General features: G+C 69.4%; 7 protein-coding genes and 1 pseudogene. All 8 read right to left on the bottom strand.

The window, feature by feature from the left end; genetic code table 11:
- Nucleotides 1–2,233: phosphoketolase (locus Q1V87_RS07965; protein ID WP_300591620.1), on the bottom strand; the 2,233-nt coding region annotated here is incomplete at its 3' end.
- 52 nt (nt 2,234–2,285) lie between these two features.
- Nucleotides 2,286–3,137 carry a F510_1955 family glycosylhydrolase gene (locus tag Q1V87_RS07960; protein WP_292710992.1) on the bottom strand — a complete coding sequence of 284 codons (852 nt, stop codon included), beginning with the start codon at nt 3,135–3,137 and terminating at the stop codon, nt 2,286–2,288.
- Nucleotides 3,134–3,256: a hypothetical protein gene (locus Q1V87_RS07955; RefSeq protein ID WP_292710989.1), complete on the bottom strand. Its 123-nt coding sequence runs from the start codon at nt 3,254–3,256 to the stop codon at nt 3,134–3,136. Before Q1V87_RS07955 ends, Q1V87_RS07960 begins: the two co-directional genes overlap by 4 nt.
- A gap of 91 nt (nt 3,257–3,347) precedes the next feature.
- The gene (locus Q1V87_RS07950) at nt 3,348–3,974 is read right to left on the bottom strand and encodes a DUF305 domain-containing protein (protein ID WP_300591619.1); all 627 of its coding nucleotides are present in this window, start codon (nt 3,972–3,974) and stop codon (nt 3,348–3,350) included.
- Nucleotides 3,975–4,084: 110 nt separating this feature from the next.
- Nucleotides 4,085–4,564, bottom strand: coding sequence for a DUF6153 family protein (locus Q1V87_RS07945; protein WP_300591617.1), 480 nt, complete (start codon nt 4,562–4,564; stop codon nt 4,085–4,087).
- Between the two features lie 155 nt (nt 4,565–4,719).
- Nucleotides 4,720–5,301, bottom strand: coding sequence for a hypothetical protein (locus tag Q1V87_RS07940; RefSeq protein WP_138178304.1), 582 nt, complete (start codon nt 5,299–5,301; stop codon nt 4,720–4,722).
- Nucleotides 5,302–5,330: 29 nt separating this feature from the next.
- Entirely contained in the window at nt 5,331–5,621 is a 291-nt protein-coding gene (locus Q1V87_RS16275; RefSeq protein WP_366945417.1) for a YHS domain-containing protein, read from the bottom strand.
- A 27-nt stretch (nt 5,622–5,648) separates the two neighbouring features.
- A pseudogene (locus Q1V87_RS07930) lies at nt 5,649–5,964 on the bottom strand (heavy metal translocating P-type ATPase); the annotation flags it as partial.

Below are 5,964 nucleotides of genomic sequence, written 5' to 3'. Positions count from 1 at the left end.
TGAGCATGACCATGTCGAACGGGGTCGTGGTGGTGCCCTTCTCCACGAAGCCGTGGACGTGCAGGTTCTGGTGCCCCGCGCGCTTGTACGTGAGCCGGTGGATTAGCCACGGGTAGCCGTGGTAGGCGAAGATCACCGGCTTGTCGGGAGTGAAGATCGCGTCGAACTCCCTGTCCGACAGTCCGTGCGGGTGCTGGTCCTCGGACTGCAGCCGGGTCAGGTCGACGACGTTCACGACCCGCACGCTCAACTCCGGGATGTGCTCGCGCAGCAGCGCGGCCGCGGCGAGGGTCTCGAGGGTGGGCACGTCTCCGGCCGCGGCGAGGACGACATCCGGCTCGGTGCCTTCGCTCTCGGTGCCGGCCCAGGGCAGGATGCCGAGCCCGCGGGTGCAGTGCTCGATCGCCTCATCCATGGTCAGCCACTGGGGGGCGGGCTGCTTGCCGGCGACGACGACGTTGATGTACCCGGTGGAACGCAGGCAGTGGTCGTAGGTGGACAGCAGGGTGTTCGCGTCGAACGGCAGGTAGACCCGCACGACGTCGGGGCTCTTGTTCAGCGCGACGTCGATGAAGCCGGGGTCTTGGTGGCTGAATCCGTTGTGGTCCTGCCGCCAGACGTGACTGGACAGCAGGTAGTTGAAGCTCGGGATGGGCTCCCGCCACGGCACATGCCGGGCGGCTTCGAGCCACTTGGCGTGCTGGTTGAACATCGAGTCGACGATGTGGGTGAATGCCTCGTAGCAGTTGAACAGCCCGTGTCGCCCGGTCAGCACGTAGCCTTCGAGCCAGCCCTGGCACTGATGCTCGCTGAGCACCTCGATCACGCGGCCGGTCGGGGCGAGGTGCTCGTCTACCGGGAGCACGGCCGCGTTCCACTGTTTGCCGGTGGCTTCGTAGACGGCGGGTGCGATCCGGTTGGAGGCGGTCTCGTCGGGTCCGAAGATGCGGAAGTTGTCCGGGTTGTCCCGGATCACATCGGCAAGCCATTCTCCGAGCACCCGAGTCGCCTCCGCCGATGTGGCGCCCCGCCTATCCGGGTGAACCAGGTGGGCGTACGCGCGGAAGTCACCGAGGCGCAGCGGGACGCTCAGCTGCCCGCCATTGCCGACGGGGTTCGCGCTCATCCGCCGCGCGCCGTCTGGCGCGACCGCGACCGTCGCCGGGAGCGGGGCGCCGGCGGCGTCGAAGAGTTCGTCGGGACGGTAGGAGCGAAGCCAGTCCTCGAGGATCCGCAGATGCTCCGGGTTGTCGCGGACCTCGGCGAGCGGGACCTGGTGGGCGCGCCAGGTGCCCTCCACGGGGAGCCCGTCGATGACCGGCGGGCAGGTCCAGCCTTTCGGGCTGCGCAACACGATCGCCGGCCACACTGGCCGCCCCTCCAAAGTTCCGTTCGCGGCGCGGCCCTTGATGTCGGCGATGCGGTCCAGCACCGTGTCCAGCACTCCCGCGAACCGCGCGTGAGACTCCCGCGGGTCCTCGTCGTCGAAGCCGACGGTGACGACGAACGGCTCGTGACCGTAGCCGCGCAGCAACGCGACCAGCTCCTCCTCGGGGATGCGGGACAGCACGGTCGGGTTGGCGATCTTGTAACCGTTCAGGTGCAGGATCGGCAGGACGACGCCGTCGTGGGCGGGGTTGAGGAACTTGTTGCCGTGCCAGGCCGTGGCCAGCGGCCCGGTCTCAGCCTCCCCATCGCCGATCACGCACGCGACCAGCAGGCCCGGGTTGTCGAACGCGGCGCCGTAGGCGTGCACGAGGGAGTACCCGAGCTCCCCGCCCTCGTTGATCGACCCGGGCGTCTCCGGGGACGCGTGCGAGGGGATGCCACCGGGGAAGGAGAACTGCCGGAACAGCGCCCGCAGCCCGTCCTCGTTCTGAGCGATCTGGGGGAACAGCTCCGTGTAAGTGCCGTCGAGATAGGCGTTGGCAACCATCCCCGGCCCGCCGTGCCCTGGCCCCGTGACGTACAGGGTGTCCAGGTCGCGGTCGATGATCGCCCGGTTCAGGTGCGCGTAGAGGAAGTTCAGCCCCGGGGTCGTGCCCCAGTGCCCCAGCAGCCGCGGCTTGATGTCGTCACGGGTGAGGGGCGTGCGCAGCAGCGGGTTGCCCTGCAGGTAGATCTGCCCGATGCTCAGATAGTTCGCCGCGCGCCACCACGCGTCCACCCCGGACAGGGTTTCCGCGGTGAGCGGGGTGGTGTGGCGGACCCAGCGGGTCGATGTCGTGCTCATGGTCGGTGTCCTCCGGATCCGCGGCTGCAGCGGCCGCCGGGTGTGATGGTGTTCATGATCGTGCTCCTGACGGGAGGACCACGGTGGCTTCGGTGCCGCGCATCCACACGACGCCGCGGTCGTCGACGAGCACGATCGCGCCGTCGGCGGTGGTGCCGAGCGCCTGGACGGTGCCGCTGGCCGTTCCGGACCTCTCCCAGCCGGCGCCGTTGAGGCGCCAGAGGGCGCCGTCAGTGTCGACGCCGACCAGCCCGCCCGCCGGATCAGACTCCAGCAGGTACAGCAGCGGCGCGTCGGGGACAGGGGCGAAGGTGGCTCCGGCATCGCGGCTCTCCTGGACCCCATCCTGCGTCGCCGCGTAGAGGGCGCCGTCGAGTGTGGCGGCAAGGTCGACGGCAGGCAGATTGGCGCCGTCGACCCAGGTGGTTCCGCCGTCGGGGCTGGTGCGCACGGTGATCGAGCTGGACCCGATCCCGTAGATCGCCTCGGCGGTGGCGGTGAGGACGTGGAAGTCTTCCTGCCCGGTGAAGGCGACCGGCTCCCAGGTGGCGCCGGCGTCGATGCTGCGGACGATGCCGAGGTTGTGCTCACCGAGCTCGGTCGGCGTGGCCGGTCCCGGGTGCCCGGATGCGTAGAGCGTGTCGCCGTGGGCGGTGAGGCCCATCGCGTCGAAGTCGTTGCCTCCCACCGGGCCTGCGAGCACGCCGGCGGCAGTGAGCGTGTACAGGCCCGTGTGCGCGCCGAGCAGCACGGTGCCCTCACCGAGGTCGATGATGCCGTGCACATGCCCGAACGCAGGCTCGGTCGGTGCGGGCGCCGGGGCGGTAGAGCCCGCGCAGCCAGCCAGGAGGAGCCCGACGGCGACGATTGCCGCCGCGGCGACGGTGATGGTTTGGCTTCTCATGCGATGGCTCCGATGAAGAGAACAGTCGCCACGGACAGGATGATCAGGGCGAGGAGGATGGCCACCAGGGAGGCGGCCAGGGTGCGGGACGTCATGACGGGGGCCTTTCGACGGGTCACGCTGCCGGTTCCTGGAAGCGATGGCCTGGCGGGTCGCCGGGGCTCGGGCGGAGCCGGCTTGGTGTCGGCTCCGCCCGAGGGGCCGGGGGGGTCAGAGGGTAGCGAGGATGTCCTGCATCGTGGTGATCTCGTCGGTCTGCCCGTCGATGATCTGCTGCGCCAGCGCGGCGACATCCGGGTTCTGCCCGTTGTCGAGCACCATCTCGGCCATCATGACCGCGCCCTGGTGGTGGGTGATCATGCCCTCCAGAAACAGGCGGGTCGCCTCGACACCGGTAGCGGCATCGAGGGCCGCCATGTCCTCCTCGGACATCATCCCGTCGCCGTGGTCCATGCCCTCCATGCCGCCGATGCCGGACATGGAGTCGTCGTAGGGGATGCCCCAGTCCTCGAGCCAGCCCTTCATGGTCTGGATCTCGGGATCCTGAGCGGCCTTGATCTGCTCGGCGAGGGCCACGACCCGCTCGTCGATGCCGTCCTTGGCCAGGATCTGATCGGCCATCTGGATGGCCTGCTCGTGGTGGGGGATCATCATCGTCACGAACATCTCGTCCGCCGAGTTGAACGACGCTTCCTCGGTGGTGTCGGGTGTCGTGCTGGTCATGCCGCCGGGGCCGTGATCCATGCCGGGCATAGAGCTGCCCGTGGGGGCGCAGCCGGCGAGCACGAGCGCGATGGCGAGAGCGCCGGTGGTCAGCGCGAGGGTACGGAAACGCATGAGAGGGGTCCTTATCTGTCAGTCGAAACGGGTGAGCTGATTCCGCCCGCCCGGGGTGGGCACGGCGAGAGAACCGTCCGGCACGCGGTCGCGCCGGCACGGGCGGGGAATCAGGTTCGACTGATGGACAGGACGAGGAGAGAGGGTGGTCGCGGGTGCGGCAGCGCGGCCAGGACAATGCGTCCGTGGAGTCGCAGCAGGGCGAGGGCGACGCCGAGGCGAGCCAGCAGGACCGGCGCCAGCAGCACGATGGCGGCGGCTAGCAGTGCTAGCGCGCACACCATCGTCAGCATCGAGTGATCCGGCACTCCGCCCGAGCCGCCACAGTCGCCTGCGCAATGACCGGCAGCAGCTTCGGAGTTCATGCCGGGCGTGGTCTCGGTCGCGGTGACGGCGCTCATGTCGGTGCCGGCGTCCACATGGGCGGATTCGAACGCGGTCGCCGTCGTGTCGGAATGCCCGCCCAAGAGGGTGCCGGTGAGTGTATGCATGGCCAGCAGGCCGCCGATCAGCAGAAGGGCGGTGGTGAAGGTCAGCAGGAGCCGGTGCAGCCCGGACCGGGCGTGCACGAGAGCTCGGATGTGGTTCACCGCCGACCTCCTTCCCGCATCCAGGTTACTCCGGGCGCGCCGGATTCTGATCGGCGCGCACCTGAGGCGACGCGCGAGCGTCGTGACCAGCCGAGTCGACTGAACCGGGCCGCGGTGCGGGCGAAGATCCTGGATGGCACGTGTCGGGCGCTCGGTCATCGTAGGCCGGCCCCGCTGCGATGGGACTTCTCGATCAGTGCGAGCAGCCCGAGGGTGTCGTCTTTGATCTGGGTGCGTCCGACGGCCGCCCAGTTGCGGTCCAGGTGGCGACGGAGGTAGTCGAGGACGTGCGCGAGGGCGACGGTGTGCCACGAGGCCGATTGGGCTGGATTCGCGGTATTGCCGAACGCGACGGCGCGAATCAGGTGACCTTCCGGGGCGGTGACCTGCCCGACCGTGAGCAGCTCTTGCACGAGGGCGGGCGCGTCGGCGGGTGAGCAGCAGCCGAACCGCGCGAAGGCGGCTTCCAGCACAGCGGGGTCGCGCATAGCCGGGTTGAGTTTAGGGGCGCCTTCCTTGACTTCGCCCACGATCATGTCCGGCATGCCCGGCCGGGCGCCGAGCGCAGGGTCCGGATCGTCGCCGGGTGCGCGGTTGAGCCGGATCGCGAGGATGTCCAGGTCGGTGACGGTGCGGGGCCTGTCGGCACCGGCCGCGTCCAGCACCGGGTACTCGGCGACGGTGAAGTATCCGTTTACCCGCAAGTACGCTTGCACCAATCCAACCGCGGTGTCCACCGTGCGCTCCGTTCTGTCGCCGTCGTCAGTCAGGCGGCGTGGGCGTAGCGGGCCGGGTCGGCGTCGAACAGCGGACCGCACTCGGGGCAGCAGAACCAGTAGCGGGCGCCCTCGTAGTCCCGGAACAGGCCGCGTTGCTCGGCCCACGCCGGATCGACCCGGTTGCCAGGCATCACCGGACAGGTCACCAGGTTCGTTGCCCCCGCCGGAGGCTCGTGATGGTGATGCTCGTGCGCGCTGTGATTCTGCGCTCCGTGAGCATGCTCGTGAGCGTGGTCATCCGTGTGGTCGCGCCCCGAGTGATCGTGGTCGTGGGACATGATGTCTTCTCCTTCTTGAGCGATGGGTCAGGCCCGGATCGGGGCGGGCTCCCGCGAGACCGGGGCTGCGCTGGGGGTCGGGACGGACAGGGGGCGGAAGCGGCGCAGCCGGAGGCTGTTGGTGACCACGAACACGCTGCTGAACGCCATAGCGGCGCCGGCGAGGATGGGGTTGAGCAGGGCGAGCATCGCGACCGGGATCGCGGCGACGTTGTACGCGAACGCCCAGAACAGGTTCCCCTTGATCGTGCCCAGGGTGCGGCGGGCCAGCCGGATCGCATCCGGGACCAGCACCAGGTCTCCGGAGACGATGGTCAGGTCGGCGGCGGTGATGGCCGCATCG

Origin of the sequence: Microbacterium sp. (assembly GCF_030149085.1) — a bacterium.
Taxonomy (GTDB): domain Bacteria; phylum Actinomycetota; class Actinomycetes; order Actinomycetales; family Microbacteriaceae; genus Microbacterium.
Note: the sequence above shows the minus strand (reverse complement) of the source record. Positions and strands in the feature narration are given on the sequence as shown.